General features: G+C 72.4%; 19 protein-coding genes. 7 read left to right on the top strand and 12 right to left on the bottom strand.

The window, feature by feature from the left end:
* Positions 1-190 precede the first annotated feature (190 nt).
* Positions 191-385 (top strand): hypothetical protein, encoded by a 195-nt coding sequence (locus PSU4_RS14240; RefSeq protein WP_147107851.1) that lies wholly within the window; start codon positions 191-193, stop codon positions 383-385.
* Between the two features lie 73 nt (positions 386-458).
* Complete coding sequence (locus PSU4_RS14235) at positions 459-875, top strand: DUF5313 family protein (RefSeq protein WP_147107849.1); 417 nt, start codon at positions 459-461, stop codon at positions 873-875.
* Positions 876-879: 4 nt separating this feature from the next.
* Here the strand turns inward: PSU4_RS14235 and PSU4_RS14230 are convergent, their stop codons facing one another.
* Positions 880-1,746: an SDR family NAD(P)-dependent oxidoreductase gene (locus PSU4_RS14230; RefSeq protein WP_147107846.1), complete on the bottom strand. Its 867-nt coding sequence runs from the start codon at positions 1,744-1,746 to the stop codon at positions 880-882.
* A complete protein-coding gene (locus tag PSU4_RS14225; RefSeq protein ID WP_147107844.1) occupies positions 1,743-2,852 on the bottom strand; it encodes an LLM class flavin-dependent oxidoreductase in 1,110 nt (369 codons plus the stop codon). Before PSU4_RS14225 ends, PSU4_RS14230 begins: the two co-directional genes overlap by 4 nt.
* A gap of 284 nt (positions 2,853-3,136) precedes the next feature.
* Here PSU4_RS14225 and PSU4_RS31265 point away from each other — a divergent pair, with 284 nt between their 5' ends.
* Positions 3,137-3,619: an SRPBCC family protein gene (locus PSU4_RS31265; RefSeq protein WP_186816940.1), complete on the top strand. Its 483-nt coding sequence runs from the start codon at positions 3,137-3,139 to the stop codon at positions 3,617-3,619.
* Between the two features lie 59 nt (positions 3,620-3,678).
* Here the strand turns inward: PSU4_RS31265 and PSU4_RS14215 are convergent, their stop codons facing one another.
* Both PSU4_RS14215 and PSU4_RS14210 read right to left on the bottom strand, forming a co-directional pair.
* Entirely contained in the window at positions 3,679-4,410 is a 732-nt protein-coding gene (locus PSU4_RS14215; RefSeq protein ID WP_147107839.1) for an SDR family NAD(P)-dependent oxidoreductase, read from the bottom strand.
* 63 nt (positions 4,411-4,473) lie between these two features.
* A complete protein-coding gene (locus PSU4_RS14210; RefSeq protein ID WP_147107836.1) occupies positions 4,474-5,412 on the bottom strand; it encodes an LLM class flavin-dependent oxidoreductase in 939 nt (312 codons plus the stop codon).
* A gap of 101 nt (positions 5,413-5,513) precedes the next feature.
* Between PSU4_RS14210 and PSU4_RS14205 the strand changes: the two genes are divergently transcribed.
* Together PSU4_RS14205 and PSU4_RS14200 are read left to right on the top strand one after the other, a co-directional pair.
* On the top strand, positions 5,514-6,164 hold the full coding sequence (locus tag PSU4_RS14205) for a TetR/AcrR family transcriptional regulator (RefSeq protein WP_147107833.1): 651 nt from the start codon (positions 5,514-5,516) through the stop codon (positions 6,162-6,164).
* Positions 6,165-6,345: 181 nt separating this feature from the next.
* Positions 6,346-6,654, top strand: a complete 309-nt coding sequence (locus PSU4_RS14200; protein WP_147107831.1) for a hypothetical protein — start codon at positions 6,346-6,348, stop codon at positions 6,652-6,654.
* Positions 6,655-6,707: 53 nt separating this feature from the next.
* Here PSU4_RS14200 and PSU4_RS14195 read toward each other — a convergent pair whose 3' ends face one another.
* The 3 genes from PSU4_RS14195 to PSU4_RS14185 all read right to left on the bottom strand — a co-directional run bounded on the left by PSU4_RS14195 (position 6,708) and on the right by PSU4_RS14185 (position 9,416).
* The gene (locus PSU4_RS14195) at positions 6,708-7,481 is read right to left on the bottom strand and encodes an SDR family NAD(P)-dependent oxidoreductase (RefSeq protein ID WP_147107828.1); all 774 of its coding nucleotides are present in this window, start codon (positions 7,479-7,481) and stop codon (positions 6,708-6,710) included.
* Positions 7,482-7,560: 79 nt separating this feature from the next.
* Positions 7,561-7,818, bottom strand: coding sequence for a DUF7218 family protein (locus PSU4_RS14190; RefSeq protein WP_147107825.1), 258 nt, complete (start codon positions 7,816-7,818; stop codon positions 7,561-7,563).
* A gap of 158 nt (positions 7,819-7,976) precedes the next feature.
* A complete protein-coding gene (locus tag PSU4_RS14185) occupies positions 7,977-9,416 on the bottom strand; it encodes an ADP-ribosylglycohydrolase family protein (protein ID WP_147107822.1) in 1,440 nt (479 codons plus the stop codon).
* A gap of 69 nt (positions 9,417-9,485) precedes the next feature.
* Here PSU4_RS14185 and PSU4_RS14180 point away from each other — a divergent pair, with 69 nt between their 5' ends.
* Positions 9,486-10,136 (top strand): NUDIX hydrolase, encoded by a 651-nt coding sequence (locus PSU4_RS14180; RefSeq protein ID WP_222596258.1) that lies wholly within the window; start codon positions 9,486-9,488, stop codon positions 10,134-10,136.
* Between the two features lie 7 nt (positions 10,137-10,143).
* On the opposite strand, the gene PSU4_RS14175 is transcribed toward PSU4_RS14180, so the two are convergent.
* From PSU4_RS14175 to PSU4_RS31260, 3 genes are all read right to left on the bottom strand, one after another.
* Positions 10,144-11,835 carry an AMP-binding protein gene (locus tag PSU4_RS14175; RefSeq protein ID WP_186816939.1) on the bottom strand — a complete coding sequence of 564 codons (1,692 nt, stop codon included), beginning with the start codon at positions 11,833-11,835 and terminating at the stop codon, positions 10,144-10,146.
* 40 nt (positions 11,836-11,875) lie between these two features.
* On the bottom strand, positions 11,876-12,958 hold the full coding sequence (locus PSU4_RS14170) for an NADH:flavin oxidoreductase/NADH oxidase (RefSeq protein WP_147107819.1): 1,083 nt from the start codon (positions 12,956-12,958) through the stop codon (positions 11,876-11,878).
* Between the two features lie 177 nt (positions 12,959-13,135).
* Entirely contained in the window at positions 13,136-13,291 is a 156-nt protein-coding gene (locus PSU4_RS31260; protein ID WP_186816938.1) for a hypothetical protein, read from the bottom strand.
* Positions 13,292-13,573: 282 nt separating this feature from the next.
* Here PSU4_RS31260 and PSU4_RS14165 point away from each other — a divergent pair, with 282 nt between their 5' ends.
* Entirely contained in the window at positions 13,574-15,091 is a 1,518-nt protein-coding gene (locus PSU4_RS14165) for a catalase (protein ID WP_147107816.1), read from the top strand.
* On the opposite strand, the gene PSU4_RS14160 is transcribed toward PSU4_RS14165, so the two are convergent.
* Together PSU4_RS14160 and PSU4_RS14155 are read right to left on the bottom strand one after the other, a co-directional pair.
* A complete protein-coding gene (locus PSU4_RS14160; RefSeq protein ID WP_147107813.1) occupies positions 15,092-15,703 on the bottom strand; it encodes a hypothetical protein in 612 nt (203 codons plus the stop codon).
* Positions 15,704-15,949: 246 nt separating this feature from the next.
* Entirely contained in the window at positions 15,950-16,714 is a 765-nt protein-coding gene (locus PSU4_RS14155) for an IclR family transcriptional regulator (protein WP_147107811.1), read from the bottom strand.
* Positions 16,715-16,790 lie beyond the last annotated feature (76 nt).

Raw genomic sequence — 16,790 nt, 5'->3', positions numbered from 1 at the left:
GGGTCGCCGAGGTCCTTGGCGGATTGCCCGCACCTGCGCAACTCGTACGGGTGATGATCACCTCTTCGAGTACAGAGCGCGTCCATGCGGTGGACGCGTATTGCTCACGCGCCCCGGTAGAGCGATGATTTTTGTGCACCGACCGAATGGCCACGGTTACGGAGCGTCAGAGCCTGTTGGGGTTGTGAGCGTGAAGGAGTCGATGGTGTCGGGGGATTCGGAGTACTCGGGCGACTACGCCTACGACCTTGCCCACGAGATGAAGGCCGTCCTCAACCTGCCGACGAACCGGCCGGGCCGTCGCGCCGGCGGGGCGGTACCGATGCCGCGGCGCGAGGTCGACCCGGACGGCGACCTGGGCTACGACGCCGCCCACGAGATCTGAGGGATCCGCCACGGCGGGGTGTCGTCGGCGGGCGGCCGGGTACCCGGTACCGACGTCGTCGCAGGAGGTCGCGATGTCCGACCGGACAGAAACCGGCTGGCTCGACGAAGGTGCCGAGCCGATCAACCGGCCCGACCCGTGGCACTGGCTGCTCTACGCCTTCGGTGCCGGGCTGCCGCGGCGCCACCGTGGCTGGGTGCTCTACGACGTCACGACCCGCACCTGGATGCTGCGGCACGCGGCGCGGACCGTCGTGCAGATCGTGCCGTTCGCCGTCCTGCTGATCATTTTCATCCCGGGCCCGCTGTGGGTGCGGGCGGGCGCGGTCGGGATGGGCGCGCTGATGGGACTGTTCTGGTCGAGCGTCTACATCTATGAGACGAACGAGCACCGGGCGGTGAAGGCCGGCTACCCGGTCGGCTACGCGGCGGCGGTGCGCGACGACCAGCGCTCCGCCGAGCGACGCCGCCGCGAGCACGGACTGGGCTGAGGGCTCACTCGGGCCGGGTGCGCACCACCGACGCGACGCCCGTCGTCCCGTGGTTGACCCCGGCCATGCCGCGCAGCCGCGGGTCGTTGCCCAACCGCTCCGCGAACGCCGGACCCGGGCCCGCCGCGGTGAGCCCGCCGTCGACGACGAGGGCCTCCCCCGTCACGAACTCCGACTCGCCGCCAGCGAGGAACGCGATCGCCGACGCGATGTGCTCCGGGCGGCCCGCCGCCGGCCACGGCTGGGTCGCGGCGAGCTTGTCCTCGGCGCGTTCGGGCCGGCCGTGGTGCACCAGCGGCGTCGAGATCGCTCCCGGCAGCACGGCGTTCACCCGGATGCGGTCGGCGGCCAGCTCGATCGACACCGCCTTCGTGAAGTTGACGACGGCCGCCTTCGCCGCCGAGTACGGCACGGGCCCGAGCCCACCCGACAGCCCGGCCACCGACGCGACGTTGACGATGCTGCCCCCGCTCCCCTGCGCCTGCATGATCCGGGCCGCGTGCTTGACCCCGTAGAACACGCCACGGACCAGCACCTCGAACGTGTAGTCCCAGTCCGCGCTCTCGATCTCGGTGATCGCCCCGAACGCCCCGCCGACGCCGGCGTTGTTCACCACGGCGCTCAGCCCGCCGAACCGGTCGACGGCCAACGCCAGTGCCGCGGCCACCGCGTCCTCGTCGCGGACGTCGACGGCCGCCACCGCCACGCGGTCCGGCGCCGCCGCCAGTTCCACCGTCGCGGCCGCCGTCTCGGCGTTCACGTCCGCGACGACGACGCGGAAACCGGCGTCGAGCAGCCGCAGCACCGTCGCCCGGCCGATCCCGCTGCCGCCGCCGGTGACGACTGCAACCGGCCCGTTCTGGTCGCTCACGCGGCCTGCCCTTCAGGAAGAGGTGCACCGATGTCACGGTGGGTGTCGACGGCCGCCAGCCGCGGCAGCACGTGCTGAGCGTAGGTGTCGAAGCAGCGCCGCGACTCCTCGCCGGTCATCCCGCCGAACCCGAGGACGTTGACGACCCCGCCCGCCCCGAGCGCCCGCACCCGCTCCACCGTCTGCTCGACGACCTCGTCCGGCGTGCCGCCGATCTGCAGGTCGGCCAGGAACCTGTTGAACCTCGCCAGCCCGTGCTTCTCGATGTTGCGACGCAGACCCGCGTAGTACTCGTAGCCCTCGACGTGTTCGAGCCGCTCGTTGGTGAACTCGTAGTGGTCGATCGTCGAACGGGCGTAGCCGACCGCGAACCGCTCGTGCATCTCGCGGGCCCGGCCGGGATCGACGTCGGTCGTCGTGAAGTTGACCAGCACCGGCGCCGGCGGCTCCGCGTTGTGGATCGACCGGTACAGCTCCCGGTACTCGGCGGTCTCCCGCAACGTCGTCTCCCACGGCTTCTGCGCGATCAGCATCAGCCCGAACCCGAGCGTCGCCATGATCTTCGCCGACTCCGGCGACACCGCCGACGCGTACGTCCGCCCGCGGAACGACGTGAACGCCGGCGGGTGCAGCTCCGCCCGCGGCTGGTGCAGCAGCTCACCGTCGAACTGGATCGCCCCCGACTCCAGCGCCCCGGAGACGGCGGTCGCGTACTCGACGAACCGTCGCCGCGACTCCCCCATCTCCAGCCGGAACCCGTCGAACTCCACCGAGCCCAGCCCCCGCCCGAGCCCCAGCACGACCCGGCCCTCCGACACCGAGTCCAGCCAGGCGATCTCCTCCGCCACCCGCACCGGGTCGTGCCAGGGCAGCACCATGACCATCGTCCCCAGCCGCACCCGGCTCGTGCGGCCCGCCATCCACGTCAGGAACTGCGCCGGGTTGGGCATCATCTGGTAGCGCGTGAAGTGGTGCTCGGCCGTCCACACCGAGTCGAACCCCGTCGGCTCCGCGGCGTCGGCCAGCGCGAGCTGGTCCCTCATGACGGCGTGGTCGTCGCGGCCCGGTTCGAGCCCTTGGAAGAACACTCCGATACCGACGTGCACGCCGACCTCCCCGCTGAGGCATCCGCCTTAAAGAGCCGATCACCCGTTCTAGACGTCCCTCGGTGGTGGCGCAAGGCCGAGGCGCGTCCGGTGCAGGCCGCCGCACACCTTGCGTGCTCGTCGCACAGGCTGCACGGGGTGCGGCAGGTACGGAAGGTGTGCGACACGCTCGCGCGACCCACGGGCGTCAGCGGCGGCACCGCGTTTCCGGACTCCGGAAGGCGGGTAGCCCGTGTCGCCCGAACGGCCCTGTGGCCGTACCCGTACGTCGTAGAGGAGCACCGGTGGACACCAGCAGAAAACTGCAGGCGAGCAAGGTCATCGAGGCGCCCGCGGACACGATCTTCGCGCTGCTGTCGGACCCGAAACGGCACGTCGACCTCGACGACGCCGGGATGGTCCGCGGCCCGGAGGGCGACGCGCCGCCCATCGGCGGCATCGGTCAGGTCTTCACGATGAACATGCACCAGGACGCCCTCGGCGACTACCGCATGGTCAACACGGTCACCGCGTACCAGCCCGGCAGCCGGATCGGCTGGGCGCCGGCCATCGACCCGTCGTGTGATCTCGCGTCGAAGATCGGCGACATGAACGTGAGCGGCCACACCTTCACCTACGACCTGGCCGAGACCGACGAGGGCACCCGCGTCACCCAGACCTACGAGTGGATGAGCGTGCACGACGAGCAGTTCCTCGCGATGTTCCCCGTCGTCAGCGAGAAGGACCTCAACGCCACCCTCGACAAGATCGCGTCCGCCGTCTCCTGACGGCCGACCGGGCGGAACGGGGCCGCCACCCCGCGCGTGGTCCCCGTCCGCCCCGGCGCTCAGCCGGCCATGGTCAGCCCGCCGCTGACGCTGAGCACCTGGCCGGTGACGTAGGACGCGGCGTCGGAGGCGAAGAACAGCACCGCGTCGGCGACCTCCTCCGGCTTCGCGAGCCGGCGGAACGGGATCGCCCGGACCAGCGCCTCCTTGAGCCGCTCGTCCTGGGCGGCGAACAGCGGTGTGTCGGTCGGTCCGGGGCACACGACGTTGACGTTGATGCCGTGGCGGGCCATCTCCCGCGCGAGGGACTTGCTCATCGCGATGACGCCGCCCTTGGCCCCCGCGTAGATCGTCTCCCCCGAGCTGCCGACGCGGCCCGCGTCGCTCGCGACGTTGACGACCTTCCCGCCGTCCCCGGCCTCGACCATGCCCGGCAGGAACGCCCGGCACATGTGCACCTGGCCGAGGTAGTTGATGGCGACGATCTTGTCCGCGAAGTCGGGCGTCGAGTCGAGGAACTTGCCGGTCCGGTCCCAGCCCGCGCAGTTGACCAGGACGTTCGCGGTCCCGATGTCGGCGGCGACCTGACCGGCGAGCGCGGTGACCGAGTCGGGGTCGGCGACGTCGACGGCCAGCGGCGTGATGCCCTCGGCCTCGCGCGACAGCGCCGTGGCGCCGTCGAGGTCGAGGTCGGCGGCGACGACGCGCGCCCCGGTGCGGGCCAGTCCGAGCGCGACGGCCCGGCCGATCCCCGACGCGGCCCCCGTGACGACCGCGATCCTGTCCGTCATGCGCTCTCCTCCTGGCAGGCGGCCGGCGTCATCGTCGACTCCCGTCCTCGGGTCCGATCCCGCTCACAGCGAGCTCGTCATACGCTCCCGCACTCCGGCCAGCCTGCGGAACTGCTCCAGTGGATCCGACGCCGCGGGCATCAGCACGAACCCCCGCACACCGGCCTCGACGAGCTCGTCGAGGCCCTTCGCGACGTGGTCGGTGTCGCCGACGAGCACCCAGCGCTCCAGCCGCTCGACCGGCAGCCCGTACTGCCCCTTCACGAAGCCTGCGACCTCGGCGCGGCCCGTCTCCAGCCCGCTCCGGCCGTCGGTGACGTGCACGAACACCATCAGCAGGGGTGTCGGCGAGGGTCGGCCGTACTCGGCGGCGAACCCGTCGAGCTGGGCGCGGACCGCGGCGACGCGGTTGGCCGACATCCACACGCCGAGCCAGCCGTCGCCGCGGCGGGCGGCCCGGCGCAGCGCGGCCTCCGACCGGCCGCCGACGACCAGCGGGGGCGGCGTCGCCGGCGCCGGTTCGAGGGCGGGCGAGCGCGTCGGCAGCAACGGTCCCGGATGGTCGACGGCCTCGCCGCGCAGCAGGGCGGTCACGATGTCGAGACCCTCGTCGAGGCGGGCGCCGCGCCCGGCCGTCGACACCCCGGCGGCCTCCCACTCGGCCGGGTTCTCCCCGCCGACACCGACCCCGAACAGCAGCCGGCCGGGGGCGAGGGAGTCGATCGAGGCGAGCTGCTTGGCCGTCCACACGGCGTTGCGCATCGGCAGCAGCAGCACGCCCGTCCCGAGGACGAGCCGTTCGGTGCGGACCGCGGCGGCGGTGAGCGCGGTCAGCGCGTCGAGAAGCGGTGGGTGGAAGCTCAGGTGGTCGCCGACCCAGCCGGAGTCGAACCCCAGCTCCTCGGCGAGCACGGCCCCCTCGACCACCGGCGTCCGTCCCCTGCGGAAGGGGTCGAAGGTCGGCAGCATCACCCCGAAGCCCGCGTCCGACGGCTGGACCACCAGCACCTCCCGGCGTCGCCACCGGCCGCCTCCGTTGACGACCGCGTCGAAATGAACGTAGCTTCAGTGTCAAGAGAAGGAGCGTTCATCGGGAGGCCGCGGTGCCGGACGCCGAGGAACAGGTCCGCCGCGACATCCGCGACGTGCGGGCCCGGTGGCGCACCCGGCAGGTCCTCGACGCCGCCGTCCGGCTGATCAACACCGGTGGGCTGCACGGCATGTCGATGCAGGCGCTGGCCAAGGAGGCGCAGATCAGCGTCGGGCTGATCTACAGCTACTTCGGCGGCAAGGAGGACGTCGTCGTCGCGGTGGTGGCCGACCTGGCCGAGCAGATCCGCCGCGAGGTCGACACCCGCATCGCCGCCGCGGGTGACGACCCCGTCGACCGGCTCGCGGCCGGGTTCGGCGGGTACTGCGTCGCGATGGACGCCCACCGCAACGCCGGGCTGCTCACCTACCGGCAGTCCGCCGAGCTCGGCGCGGCCGCCCGCGAACGGCTCAAGCAGGCCGAGCGCGAGACGTTCGCGCCGCTCACCGCCGTCGTGCGCGAGGCCGCCGACGCCGGGTTGCTCGCCGACGGCGTCTCCCCCGAGATGCTCGTCTTCGACCTCACGGTGCTCGCCCAGGTGTGGGCGCTCAAGCACTGGCACTTCGCGGAGGGCTACGGCGTCGAACGGTTCGTCGCCGACCAGGTCGCGACGCTCGTGCGCCCGGCCCTCACCCCCACCTCGCAGAAGGGCACCCGCCCGTGACGGATGTCGAGGACGTCCGCTACCGCGTCGACGGCCCGACGGCCGTCGTCACCATCGGCTGATCACGGCGCCGCGCACGAGGGTTCTCACCTTCCCGGGCGGCCCTGCGCGCCGTAACGGTTGAGGTGACTCTCGCCCGAGACACTGGCGTCACGGCCCCGGGTCGTGGGTACCCTGTCCTATGTCCACATCGAACGCCGCGGAGCCGACCCCGACACCGGTGACGGACGGCACCACCACGACCCGAACCGGACGTGACGCCGTCGGCGGCCCCGGCTGGGCCGTGAACAGCCACGACGGGCAGAGCACCCTGAAGCTCCACGCCGGCATCTCGATCATGGCCGTGGTCCTGTGCCTGTTCGTCACGTGGATCTTCATCCACCTCGGCACGATCACCCCGGCGATCATCTTCGGTGTCGTTGCCCTGATCTGCCTCGGCATCTTCGTCGGCTGCCGGGCGCGCCTCGCGAAGGTCCGCGGCAAACACTGACCCTGTGAGTGGCAATAGTCGCTATAGCGACTATTGCCACTCACGAGGTGTGCTCAGTACGTCTTCGCGCTGTTCCAGCCGCCGTCGACGAACAGCGTCGTGCCGTTGACGTAGTCGGACTCGGGCCCGCACAGGAACGCCACCGGGCCCGCGATCTCCTCGGGCTGCGCCCAGCGCTTCATCGGGGCGTTGCGCTCGATCGACTCCCGCATCGGCCCCGACCGGAAGTACTCGCTGGTCATCGGCGTCTCCACCACGCCGGGACCGATCGCGTTGCACCAGATCCCGCGAGCCGCGAACTCCAGCGTGATCGTCTTGGTGAGCATGATGATCCCGGCCTTCGCGACGCAGTACGCCGACCGGTCGGCGAAGGCCAGCTCCCCGGTGATCGACGCGATGTTCACGATCTTGCCGCGGCCCTGCTCGATCATCCCCGGGATCGCCGCGCGCGAGAGCACGAACGGGGCCGTCAGGTCGACGTCGAGGGTGTGGCGCCACTCGTCGGGCGTCAGGTCGAGTATCGACGCGATCTGCCGCACCCCCGCGTTGTTGACCAGGATGTCGAGGGTGCCGAGGCGGTCGCGCACCTCGCCGGGCAGCGCCTCGGTGCGGGCGTCGTCGGTCAGGTCGACGGCGAACGTCGCGGCGTCGTCACCGAACTCGGCCGCCGCGTCGGCCAGCCCGGCCTCGTCGCGGTCGACCAGCGCGAGCCGGGCACCGGCGGCGTGCAGCCGTCGCGAGATCGCCCGGCCCAGCCCGCCCGCCGCGCCGGTGACGACGGCGACCTTGTCGCGCAGCGCATCCGGGCTCTCCTGTGGTGACGTCATCGTTGTCCGCTCCGTTCGTCGTGAGGTCACGACGATCGTCGCGGATCTCCGAGGAGCGTGCCGAGCGGAACTCCGGGGATCAGTGGTCGCGCAGCGCCTTCTCCAGCTCGGACTTGCTCATCGACGACCGGCCGTCGATACCGATCTTCTTGGCCCGGTCGTAGAGCTCGTCCTTGGTCATGTCGTCGTAGCTACCGGCCTTGCCCCCGCGGGCGGAGACCTTCTTCTTCCCCTCGGCCGCCGACGCGTTCGCGATCCGCGCCGCCTTCTCCTTCGACCCACCCTTCTTGCGGATCTCCTCGTAGGTCTTCTCGTCCTTGATGCTCGAATTCGGCACGACAGCTCCTTCCAACGAGGTTCTCGGACCTTGCATGCCCGGTCGCGCGAGCACCGAAACCGATCACCACCGTCGGCGACCGCACCGTGTGATGCCGACCGATCGGAGGGTCCGTGCCGTCGCACGTGTTCGTCGTCCCCGAGGACGCTTGAGGACGGTCAGTCGTGGCCGGCACGCTCACCCGTCTCCGACCGCAGCCGGTCGACTGCCGCGTCCAGACCCGCGACGAGTGAGGCCCGCGGCCGGGCCGCGGGCAGGGCGGCGACGACGCGGGCCAGCGCGTCAGCGGGAGCGTCGCCGGTGACCAGCGCGCCGTAGGCGGCGGCCACGACCGGGGTGGGGCTCTGCGCGTGCACGCAGTGCAGCAGCACCGTCCTCCCCTCGCGGCGCAGGTCGGCGACCGTGGAGGCGGCGTCGGCCAGGACCCCTGGGACGTCGAGGTTGGCGTCGTCGGCATCGACGAGCCAGACCTCGACGGTGTCGCGCGGCGCGATCCCGTCGACGCTCGTCTGCGCGGCGCCGAGCCGGCACAGGGAGACGACGGCGTCGGCCACCCCGGGCCGGCGCGATCCGACGGCGCCGAGCAGGACGCCCGGGTCGTCGGGGTGGGCGACGGTCCCCGACCACGCCCCGCGGTAGGAGGGGATGGCCGCGGCGAGCGGCCAGCCCTCGGGGTCGGTGCGCCCGCCGCGGGCGGCGAGGACGGCGAGCCGGGTGAGGTCGGCCGCGCGCAGCCCGGGCCAGCCGTGCAGCGCCCGGCGCCACCGGGCTGGGACGGCGCTCCCGCCGAACGTAGCGCCGAGCAGCGCACCGGCGATGGCGGCGACGGTGTCGGTGTCGCCGCCACCGAGGACGGCTCGCTCGATGCCGTCGACGAGCCCCTCGGCACGCACGACGGCCGACCAGGCGCCCTGCAGCGCGGCGACCACCCAGCCGTTGCGGGCGGCGAAGGCATTGGGCTGCAATGCTTCCGCCTCGTCGATCCAGGCCTCCCACGCGGGGTCGACATGCCCGATCCCGGCGCGCAGGTCGAGCTCGCCGGTGCGGACGGCCCGGTCGATCGCCAGGCACCAGAGCACGCAGCCGTCGCCGGCCTGCGGGTCGTGGTGGGTCAGCGCGCTGACGGCGCGGGCGGCGGCGACGATCGCGTCGGTGTCGCCGAGGTGGGCGAGCGCGACGGGCCCGGTGCGCATCAGCGAGCCGTTGCCTGCGGTACGTCCGGTGCGGGCGTGCAGCTCGGCGGCCATGGCGCGCATGGGCGCGGCGCCGGGGGCGAGGACGCCGCCGAGCACGCGGCGGGTCTGCACTCCGACGTCGGTGGGCCCGGAGTCGTACCAGCGCTGGAAGCCGGCGGAGACCCGGTCGAGGGCGTCGGAGCGCAGGTCGGCTCCCTGCGCGGCGACCTCGGCGATGGCGCAGGCCATCGCGGTGTCGTCGCTCCACTCCCCCGGCGCGAAGCCGCCGAGCCCGCCGCCGAGCATCTGCGGGTGTTCGCCGGGGCCGGGCAGCGGGCGGCTGCCGTACTCGTAGGGGACGCCGAGCGCGTCGCCGGCGGCACCGCCGAGCAGGACGCCGGCGGCCCGGTCGAGGGTGGGCATGACACCTCCGAGAAGTTAGCGCGTTGTTGCTCTAATTAATAAGAGCACATCTGCGCTAACCTGTCCAGCATGATGTGGCGCGACCACTCCGGCCGGACCCTCGCCGACTACGACCGCCCGTCGGTCGCCGTCGACGTCGCCCTGCTGACCGTCGTCGACGACGGCCTCGCCGTCCTGCTGCACGAGCGGACGGGCGAGCACGAGACCGGCCGCTGGGCCCTGCCCGGCACGTTCCTGCACGTCGACGAGACCCTCGCCGAGGCGGCGCTGCGCGCCCTGCGCGACAAGGCGGGCGTCACCGGGCACCGGCCCGACCAGCTCGGCGTCCTCGACCGGGTCGACCGCGACAGCCGCGGCCGGGTGCTCAGCGTCGCCCACGTCGACCTCGTCCCCGCGGAGACGCTGCTCACCGGCGGCGACGGCCTGCGCCTGGCCCCGGTCACCGAGCTCGCCGACGCGTCCCTCCCGTTCGACCACGACGAGATCGTCGCCCGGGCCGTGCGGTGGGCCCGCGACCTGCATCGCCTCGACCCCGACCCCCGCGGCCTGCTGGGCGCGGAGTTCACCCTGCTCGAACTGCAGCGGCTCCACGAGGCCGTCGCCGGCACCGAGTTCCAGAAGGACACGTTCCGGCGCATCATGATCGGCGGCCTCGACGAGACGGGGGCGCTCAGCCGCGGCGGTGTCGGCAAACCCGCACGGCTGTTCCGCAGGGCTTAGGAGGGTGCTAGCCGCGGCGCTCCAGCGCCCACTCCCGCAGCACGGCCGCGCGAATCTTCGTGCCGTTGGTGCCCGACGTCGTCGGCATCTCGTCGACGACGTGCACCGTCTCCGGGATCTTGAAGTGCGCCAACCCTTCCGCGCACCAGTCCCGCAGCTCCGCCGGGTCCGGTATTGCGCCCGGGGCGGCGGTGACGAAGCCGATCGCGACCGTGGCGCCGTCGTCGGCGGTGACGCCCACGACCTTCGCGGTGTCGACGCCCGCGTGCGCGGCGAGCCGGACCTCGATCTCGGCGGGATCGACGAGGAACCCGCGCAGCCGCAGCGCGTCCCCCATCCGGCACACGTAGACGAAGGCGCCCTCGTCCACGAGGACGCCGAGGTCTCCGGAGCCGAACCAGCCGTCGGGGGTGACCACGGCGGCGGCACGGCCCGGGTCGCCCAGGTAGGCGTCGACGACGCACGAGCCGCGGAACTGCAGCTCCCCCTCGGTCCCGTCGGGGACGGGCTCGCCGGTCGCGGGGTCGGCGACGCGGACCTCGATCCCCGGGTGCGCGACGCGCCCGCCCGCGCGCCAGCGGCCGGGCACCGGTTCGGCGTCGGGCCACATGGACAGCAGCGCGAACAGCTCGGACGCGCCGTAGACCCCGGACGTGACGACGCCCAGGTCCGCGGCCCACTCGGCGAGCTCGCGCAGCCGGCCCTGGAAATCCGCGGCGCCCCACCAGCACCAGGCCGACAGGTCGCGCGGGCGGGCGTCGTGGGCGGCGCGCAGCCGCAGGACCATGTCGTCCCCCGCGGCGACGTGGGTGACGCCGTGCGCGGCCATCAGGTCGACGACGACGTCCGCGTCGAACACCGGCACGAACAGGCACACCCCGCCGGCGGCCAGCGCAGCGGTGGTGGCGTTGAAGCCGTAGACGCCCGACAGCGGCAGCGCGCAGAGCATCACGTCGGTGTCGCGCAGGCCGATCGCGGCGGCGTCCGCGACCGCGTGGTCGAGCACTGCGCGGCCGCTGTGGGCGGCGAGCTTGGGCATGCCGGTGGAGCCGGACGTGGTGAATGCGACGGCGAGCGCCGCGGGGTCCGAGGGCGCCGGATCGGGTGCGGGGCCGTCGGCCGCCGGGGTCCACGAGCCGGCGCCGACGTCGGCGGGACCGGGGTCGGGTGGCGGCTGCCCCGGACCGGCGACCAGCGCAACCACCGGCACCGGGACGTCGGCCGCGGCGACAGCGGCGAGGGCGGCGCGCAGCCGGCCCAGCAGGTCGAGTCCGTGGAAGCCGTGGGCCACGACGACGAGCACCGGCCGCGCACGTTCCAGCACGTGGGCGACCTCATCGACGTTGTAGCGGGTGTTGATGCCGACGACGTGCGCGCCCCGCGCCGCGGCCGCGAACTTCCAGGCGAGGACGTCGGACCAGGTGGGCAGCCAGATCGCGACGCAGTCCCCCGGCCCGACGCCGCGGGCGGCGAGCTCGGCGGCGAGCCGGCAGGTCCGCGCCCACAGCTCACCGCGGGTCACGGCGAGCGTCGCACCGCCCTCCGTGTGGTCGAGCACGACCGTCGCGGCGGGGTCGCGACGCGCGAGGTCGCCGAGCAGCGACGGCAGGTCCGCCGGTGCCGGCCCGCTCGGGCCACGATGTGCCGCAACGGGATGTGGGACCACGGGCGCCGCGTCGTCGCGGGGATCTTCGGCCACGGTCCCCGACGCTACCGGCGGACCCCGGTAGCGGCAGGGCTCAGGAGCGCCAGGCGCCCCGGGCGTAGTTCGGCGGGTACGACGCGTTCTCGGCCGGGACGCCGAGCTCGTGCGCGGCCCGCCACGGCCAGGCAGGCTCCCGCAGCGCGGCCCTGGCGAGCAGGACGACGTCGGCGTCGCCGTCGTCGAGGACCCGCTGGGCCTGCGCCGGGTCGGTGATGAGGCCGACGGCGGCCGTCGTGACCCCGGCCTTCTCCCGCACGGCGCGGGCGAACGGCACCTGGTAGCCGGGGCCGATCTCGATCTGCTGGCGGGGGTCGAGCCCGCCGGAGCTGACGTCGACGAGATCGACGCCCTGCCCGGCCAGCAGCTGCGACACCTCGCAGGTCTCCTCGAGCGTCCAGCCGCCCTCGACCCAGTCGGTCGCCGACAGCCGCACGCACACCGGCTTGCGCTCCGGCCACACCTTCCGGACGGCGTCGACGATCTCGAGCAGCAGCCGCGTCCGGTTCTCGAAGGAACCGCCGTAGGAGTCCTCGCGCAGGTTCGATAGCGGCGACAGGAACTGGTGGACGAGGTATCCGTGGGCGCCGTGCAGCTCGACGGTGTCGAACCCGGCGGCGTCGGCGCGTACGGCCGCGGCCGCGAAGGCGTCGACGATCTCGCGGATCCCCGCGAGGTCGAGGGCCTGCGGCTCGACGAAGTCGTCGAACGCCGCCGCGGACGGCGCGACCGCCGTCCAGCCGCCGTCGGCCGGTGCGACGGGGGTGCTGCCCCGCCAGGGCGCCGCCACCGACGCCTTGCGGCCCGCGTGGGCGAGCTGGACACCCGCCGCGGCGCCGCGGTCGTGCAGGAACCCGGCGATCCGCGCCCACGCGTCGGCCTGGGTGTCGTTCCAGACCCCGACGTCCTGCGGGCTGATCCGACCCTCGGGCACGACGGCCGACGCCTCGGTGAACACGAGGCCGAAGCCGCCGGTCGCGCGCGCACCGAGATGCACGAGGTGCCAGTCGGTGGGGACGCCGTCCTGCGCGTCGACGGCGTACTGGCACATCGGCGCCAGCCAGATCCGGTTGCGGACGGTCAGCCCCCGCAGGGCGACCTGGTCGAACAGCGACGGCATCGAGCCTGCTCCTCCAGTACGGCACACGCGGCCGCCCCGGTGCTGCCGCACGTCGGTGATATCAGGCCGCGGTCACCCGATGTCGCCGGAGTGCCGAACATCGCCCGCACAACGACGACGGCCGACCCCTGATCGGGGCCGGCCGTCGTCACCGCTCACATGACGCCGTCGAGGGCGTCAGAACCACACTTTTCGTCCACCGACCGGGCGGCCGACGCTGCCGAGCACGAGCAACACGATTCCGATCAACAGCAGGATTCCGCCGATGTAGTACAGCACCGGGATTCCGACGATGAGACCGATGACCAGGAGAATGAGTCCGAGGATGATCATTCTTCCCACTTCCTCTCTGGGGGCCGGGACGAACTTGATCGAGAGTGTGCCGCCGGGGGATCCACCAAACCTGCGCAACCGTTTTCACACCGTTCGTCGTAGCCCCCGGGCGCGGACGCCCGGTGCTCGTCACCCGAAAGGCCGCGAACAACTCAACTCAGGAAACCGGCACGGCGGCCGGGGTTTGAACGCGCGCGAAACGGTGACCCCGGGTCATGCCCGCGGGTTTCGCCCCGGGCCCGGACGCTTGCGCGCAGTGCACACCACGAGGAGATGACGCACGTGACCGACCAGCGGGTCCCCCCGACGACCACCGATGCCGGCATCCCCGTCGAGAGCGACGAACACTCGCTGACGGTCGGTGCCGGCGGCCCGATCCTGCTGCAGGACAGCTATCTCATCGAGCAGATGGCCCAGTTCAACCGGGAGCGGATCCCCGAGCGGCAGCCGCACGCGAAGGGCAGCGGCGCCTTCGGGCGGTTCGAGGTCACCGCCGACGTCTCGCAGTACACCAAGGCCGCGCCGTTCCAGCCGGGCGCCACCACCGACCTCGCGGTGCGCTTCTCCACGGTGGCCGGTGAGCGTGGCAGCCCCGACACCTGGCGCGACCCCCGCGGATTCGCGGTCAAGTTCTACACGCCCGAGGGCAACTACGACATGGTCGGCAACAACACGCCGGTCTTCTTCGTGAAGGACCCGATGAAGTTCCAGCACTTCATCCGTTCCCAGAAACGGCGGGCCGACAACAACCTGCGCGACCACGACATGCAATGGGACTTCTGGACGTTGTCCCCCGAGTCGGCCCACCAGGTGACCTGGCTGATGGGCGACCGCGGAATTCCGCGCACCTGGCGGCACATGAACGGCTACACGTCCCACACCTACATGTGGATCAATGCCGCGGGCAAACAGTTCTGGGTGAAATACCACTTCAAGACCGACCAGGGCGTCGAGTTCTTCACCCAGCACGAGGCCGACCAGATGGCCGCGGCCGACACCGACTACCACACCCGCGACCTGTTCGAGCACATCCGCGACGGCGACCACCCCAGCTGGACGCTGCACGTGCAGGTCATGCCCTACGCCGACGCCGAGTCCTACCGCTTCAACCCGTTCGACCTGACGAAGGTCTGGCCGCACGGCGACTACCCGCTTCAGGAGGTCGGGCGGATGACGCTCGACCGCAACCCCACCGACAACCACGCCGAGATCGAGCAGCTCGCGTTCCAGCCCAACAACCTCGTGCCCGGCATCGGCCCGAGCCCCGACCGGATGCTGCTGGCCCGGCTGTTCTCCTACGCCGACGCCCACCGCCACCGCCTCGGCGCCAACTACACCCAGATCCCGGTGAACACGCCCGTCTGCCCCGTGCGCTCCTACTCCAAGGACGGCGCGATGCGGATACAGAAGGTGTCCGACCCGGTGTATGCGCCGAACTCCTACGGCGGCCCCGCCGCCGACACGACCCAGCACGTCCCGAGCTGGCAGGCCGACGGCGCGATCATGCGCAGCGCCTACGTCGACCACGCCGAGGACGACGACTGGGGCCAGCCCGGGACGCTCGTGCGCGAGGTCCTCGACGACGACCAGCGCGAACGGCTCGTCGACAACATCGTGGGGCACCTGCTCAACGGCGTGAGCGAGCCGGTCCTGCAACGCGCCTTCGAGTACTGGCGCAACGTCGACGGGGACCTCGGCGACAAGGTCGAGGCCGGTGTCCGGGCGAAGGCCGGCGAGAAGGACCCCAAGGCCGACGACCAGGCCAACCCCGCCCGCAGCTCGATGCAGGCGAAGGCCTGATCAGACCCCTGCTCGCAGGGCGGCGTGCCGGGACTTGAGGGCGCCGTCCTTGTTGACGGGGTTCTGCGCCTCGTCGGGCTCGACACCCGCCGTCGTGGCGATGGAGTTCATCTCCGACACCATCGTCACGACGTGCGCGAGCCGCGCCTCCGCCGCGTCGACGGGCTGCTGGCCGCGCAGGATCTCCAGCGTCCTGTCGACCCACAGCATCTCGGCGTGCATGCCTGCCTCGTGCAGGACGCCGCGCAACCGGTCGGCCAGCTCCCTCGGCTCGAGACCCAGCCAGCCGTGCAGGGCGCGCGAGTCGAGCGGGAACAGCCTGTCGTGCTCGCGCAGGTGAATCAGCTCGAGCGCGTAGGCGTTCCCGTACGCGCAGTAGATGCAGCCGTTGTGCAGCGACACGACCATCGCCGCCAGGTGCGTCCGCGCCGGGCCGAGCACCTGCATCGTCGTGAGATATCGGGGCATGTTCGCGGCGAACCAGCGCAGCGCGCCCCCCGCGCCCTTGCGCTCGACGATGTGCGGGATCATCCGCGGGGCGAAGCCCCACATCTGCCGGCATCCCCACTGGAGCAGACCGGTGACGGTCCGGTCGACCGCACGGCCGCCCATGGTCGACTCCTTGCTCTCAGTGAGTGAGAGATTACGGGGTGGACACCGTTCCTGGTGGGGTTTCGGCCGAAGCGCACCTCCTGCGCCACGGACAGTGCGCCGAACGGCCGCAGATGCTCGACCGGATGACGGTCCGGGCGCCCTGACCGCTCGTCGCCGACCCCGGCCGGACTCCCGATCGCGGTGCCGCGGCCGGACTCCCGATCGCGGCGTGGCGCGATCCCGCGAGAGGTGTCGGCGGAACGCTCAGTCCAGCAGGTCGGAGACCTGGTCGGCGGCGGCGACGGCGAGGGCGCCGAGACGGGGGGCGTCGGCGGGGTCGAAGCGGACCGTCGGGATGGACAGCGCGAACGCGGCGAGGGGGCGGCCGGTGCGGTCGGTGATCGCGGCGCCGATGGCGGCGACGTGCGGGCGCCACCAGCTGGCGGCGTTGATCGCGTAACCTCGCTCGCGGGTGGCCGCGACCTCGGCGCGCAGGGTGTCGGCGTCGACGATCGTGGTGCCGGTGTGGGCGGCGAGCCCGGCGGCGATGACCGCGTCGACCTCGGCGTCGGGCAGCCGCGCGAGGATCGACAGCCCGCTGGCGGTGCCGTGGATGGGCGCGATGGTGCCCAGCTCGACGTAGGTGCGCACGGTCTGGGTGCCGTCGCGGCGGGCGACGATGACGAGTGAGTTCTCGTCGCGCATGGCCAGGTGGACGGTCTCGTTGATCTCGCGGGACAGCGCCCGCATGGCCGGCAGCGCAGCTTCCCGCAGCCCGCCCTCCCCCGCGGCGCGCAGGCCGATGCCGATGGGTTTGGCGGTGAGCCCCCAGCGTGCGCGTTCGGTGTCCACGATGCGCAGCCAGCCGGCTTGTTGCAGGGTGGCGAGGTAGCGCTGGACGGAGCTCTTGGGCATGTCGGCGATGCGGGCCAGCTCGGAGACGCCGACGGGTTGGCGCCGCGCGACCTCCTCGAGGATGCGCAGCGTGCTCAGCGCGCTCTGGACGCCCGTCTCCCCCGCACGTGACATGAACCCTCCCGCCTTGACGCCTCTCGGGCGTCGTGCCGAGAATCGTACGCACAGTCGATACGTCGTTCCAACCATC

It is taken from the genome of Pseudonocardia sulfidoxydans NBRC 16205 (assembly GCF_007989085.1).
GTDB lineage: Bacteria > Actinomycetota > Actinomycetes > Mycobacteriales > Pseudonocardiaceae > Pseudonocardia > Pseudonocardia sulfidoxydans.
Note: the sequence above shows the minus strand (reverse complement) of the source record. Positions and strands in the feature narration are given on the sequence as shown.

Excerpts from the sequence above, each read along its gene's own strand:
- PSU4_RS14180 (WP_222596258.1), top strand. The coding sequence starts at position 9,486 with ATGATGTGGCGCGACCACTCCGGCCGGACCCTCGCCGACTACGACCGC.
- PSU4_RS14155 (WP_147107811.1), bottom strand. The coding sequence starts at position 16,714 with ATGTCACGTGCGGGGGAGACGGGCGTCCAGAGCGCGCTGAGCACGCTG.
- PSU4_RS14185 (WP_147107822.1), bottom strand. The coding sequence starts at position 9,416 with ATGCCCACCCTCGACCGGGCCGCCGGCGTCCTGCTCGGCGGTGCCGCC.
- PSU4_RS31260 (WP_186816938.1), bottom strand. The coding sequence starts at position 13,291 with ATGATCATCCTCGGACTCATTCTCCTGGTCATCGGTCTCATCGTCGGA.
- PSU4_RS14215 (WP_147107839.1), bottom strand. The coding sequence starts at position 4,410 with ATGACGGACAGGATCGCGGTCGTCACGGGGGCCGCGTCGGGGATCGGC.
- PSU4_RS14195 (WP_147107828.1), bottom strand. The coding sequence starts at position 7,481 with ATGACGTCACCACAGGAGAGCCCGGATGCGCTGCGCGACAAGGTCGCC.
- PSU4_RS14200 (WP_147107831.1), top strand. The coding sequence starts at position 6,346 with ATGTCCACATCGAACGCCGCGGAGCCGACCCCGACACCGGTGACGGAC.
- PSU4_RS14160 (WP_147107813.1), bottom strand. The coding sequence starts at position 15,703 with ATGGGCGGCCGTGCGGTCGACCGGACCGTCACCGGTCTGCTCCAGTGG.
- PSU4_RS14235 (WP_147107849.1), top strand. The coding sequence starts at position 459 with ATGTCCGACCGGACAGAAACCGGCTGGCTCGACGAAGGTGCCGAGCCG.
- PSU4_RS14170 (WP_147107819.1), bottom strand. The coding sequence starts at position 12,958 with ATGCCGTCGCTGTTCGACCAGGTCGCCCTGCGGGGGCTGACCGTCCGC.